This is a genomic window from Geobacillus sp. ZGt-1 (assembly GCF_001026865.1).
GTDB lineage: Bacteria > Bacillota > Bacilli > Bacillales > Anoxybacillaceae > Geobacillus > Geobacillus thermoleovorans.
In genome coordinates this window covers 74,907-77,798 of the sequence record NZ_LDPD01000022.1, presented here as the reverse complement: position 1 = coordinate 77,798, position 2,892 = coordinate 74,907, and the positions used below count along the sequence as shown (strand labels likewise).

Sequence of the window (2,892 nt, the reverse complement as noted above, 5' to 3'; positions counted from 1 at the left end):
AGCTCAGCTGGGAGAGCGCCACCTTGACAGGGTGGAGGTCGCTGGTTCGAGCCCAGTCGGAATCATCGAGTGAAATCCCTTGAGCTAGAAGGCTTCAAGGGATTTTTTGTTTATCCCGAATCTGTGACAGAAGTGTATCCAAAATGCTGGGAAGCCCAATCGTGCCGAGACTTCGACTCCATTTCGAATGTTCACCTATTTAGGTGAAAAACCCCGAGTGCAATATTTTGTTGATTGATCCAGTTTTCTTGGCAGCTTTGAACGCGTCTTTATCACGGATTCAGGTTTATGTTGTCGTTTTTATTACCACGGGTAATAAAACTATATTGAGCAGGTAAAAAGGGATGCATATGAAAAATCATCAAACAAGAACAGTCTATGTCATATCAGGCCCCGCTGGAGTTGGCAAATCAACAATTTCAACAGCATTGGCGAACAAGTTGGAGCGTAGTGCGTATATTTCCGGCGATGACATCAGCCATATGCATATCAATGGACGGAAAAAACCGTGGGAAAGTAAAGAAGAGCTTTCATTAATTTGGGATAATATTCTAAGTCTTGCAAGAAATTTTGTAAAATACGGCAATGATGTGGTAGTGGATTATATTGCCTTTCCCCAAGAAGCGATATGGTTGTATGAAAATGTAAAGGATTTAAACGTAACGGTTATGTATGTTGTTTTGTGGGCAGATGGGAAAACGTTAAGGCAAAGGGATGAGATGAGGGCCCCCGAGCAACAAATGGGGGAACGCTGCCTCATTTTGCTGAATGAGTTCCATGCATCAGGATTCGATCGAAAGCATCTTTTGGATACTAGCGGGAAACGTAAGGATGACATAGATGAGATGATTGATGAAATCATGAGCAATCAAAGATTTCGAATTGGTTAAAAGATGTTTCATTGGCGCTGCTCTTTCCTTGCCATCGCGAGTTGATTCTCACATCAGCAATGACACTGAGGACAGCAACCGCCCTTGTTCGCTTTTTTATGGTCCTGTCTGGGAACACAAACAGCCCGTTTTCAGCGGGCTTTTTTTCATGATATGATAATGGCAAAAGAAGAAAGTTGCAAAAGAGACAAAGATGAGGGATGGACATGGCGCATAACTTTCAATTTCTAGAAGGAAAATGGGATGTGCTTGCCCGAGTAGGGGAGACGGCCGAGCGGCATGTGCATCAAAACCCAAACGTGGCGATCAGCGAGCTGCGAAAGTTGGCCGAGGCGATGACGAAATACATATTGGCGCTCGAAGGCATTCGCGAAGAGCGCGGCACCGATCAGCAAGACCGCCTCAAGGTGCTGCTGTATGAACAAATCATCCCAAAAGAGATATATGACATCTTCACGATGATCCGCTTAAAAGGCAATCAAGCGGTGCATGATCCCCATTATGGGGACGTGCATGAGGCAAAGACGCTATTGCACATGGCGTTTCGCCTAGCTGTATGGTTTATGGAAGTGTACGGTGACTGGTCGTTCGAAGCTCCCCAGTATCGAGAGCCGCTGCCGCCATCATCTGAATCGACGGATGAACTGAATCGGCTCATCGAATCGTATAAACAGCGGCTTGCCGACTTGGAAGCGGAGCTTTCGCACATCCGCGAGACGGGGCTGTATACGAGTGCCGAGGAAAAACAAAAGCGGCGTGACTATTCGCGGCGGGCGGTGGCGAATTTCGAACTGACTGAGGCAGAGACGCGCCTCATCATCGATGAACAGCTGCGGGCGGCTGGCTGGGAGGCTGATTCGGAAAAACTGCGCTTTGCCAAAGGCGCGCGGCCAGAGAAGGGGCGGAATTTGGCGATTGCCGAATGGCCGCTTCGGCACGGGGTTGCCGATTATGCTCTTTTTATCGGCTTGGAGCTGGTCGGCCTCATTGAAGCGAAACGCGCAAGCAAAGACATCCCCGCCGATATCGAACAGGCAAAACAATACGCCCGTCTCGTTGTGCGCCATGGGCAAGAAGTGATTCACGAGCCGTGGGGGGAGTATTTCGTTCCATTTTTGTTCGCCACCAACGGCCGTCCGTACGTGAAACAGCTTGAACAAAAGTCCGGCATTTGGTTTTTGGACGCCCGGAAATCGACGAACCATCCGCGCCCGCTGCAAGGCTGGTATACGCCGGACGGGTTGAAACAGCTGCTGGAACAAGACATTGAACGATCCGAACAGCGGCTGCGTGATGAAACGTTTGATTATTTGAAACTGCGGCCGTACCAAGTGCGGGCGATTCAGGCTGTTGAGCGGGCGCTTGAAGACAAGCGCCGGAGCGTGCTTGTCGCCATGGCGACGGGAACGGGAAAAACGCGCATGGCGATCGGCTTGATTTACCGCTTGCTCAAAGCGAAACGGTTTCGGCGCATTTTGTTTCTCGTTGATCGAAAAGCGCTCGCCGAACAAGCGGAAGCGGCGTTTAAAGAAAGCCGAATGGAGCACTTTCAGACGTTTGCCGAGATTTACGGTTTGCAGTCGCTGTACGACCAAAAGCCCGATCCGGAGACGAAAGTGCATATCGCCACCGTTCAAGGAATGTTGAAGCGCATTTTTTACAACGACCGTCCCGAAGACGTTCCGCCGATTGACCAGTATGACTGCATCATCGTCGACGAAGCCCACCGCGGCTATACGTTGGATAAAGAAATGAACGAAATCGAGCTGGAGTTTAAAGACCATCGCGATTATGTAAGCAAGTATCGGCAAGTGCTCGATTACTTCGATGCCGTCCGCATCGGTTTGACCGCGACGCCCGCCTTGCATACGACGGACATTTTCGGCCCGCCCGTGTTTACGTATTCGTATCGCGAGGCGGTCATCGACGGGTATTTGGTCGACCATGAGCCGCCGTATCAGTTTGATACGGTGCTGAAACGGGAAGGGATTACGTGGGCGAA

The 2,892-nt window shown here is 50.0% G+C and carries 2 protein-coding genes and 1 tRNA gene; all 3 read left to right on the top strand.

Annotated elements, in window-relative coordinates; genetic code table 11:
* Positions 1–62, top strand: a tRNA-Val gene (locus VU18_RS08755).
* 282 nt (positions 63–344) lie between these two features.
* On the top strand, positions 345–890 hold the full coding sequence (locus VU18_RS08750) for an AAA family ATPase (protein WP_014195200.1): 546 nt from the start codon (positions 345–347) through the stop codon (positions 888–890).
* A 206-nt stretch (positions 891–1,096) separates the two neighbouring features.
* Positions 1,097–2,892: type I restriction-modification system endonuclease (hsdR, locus tag VU18_RS08745; protein WP_047758001.1), on the top strand; the 1,796-nt coding region annotated here is incomplete at its 3' end.

Bases quoted from the DNA above. Each gene is read 5' to 3' on its own strand.
- VU18_RS08750 (WP_014195200.1), top strand. From the start codon at position 345: ATGCATATGAAAAATCATCAAACAAGAACAGTCTATGTCATATCAGGC.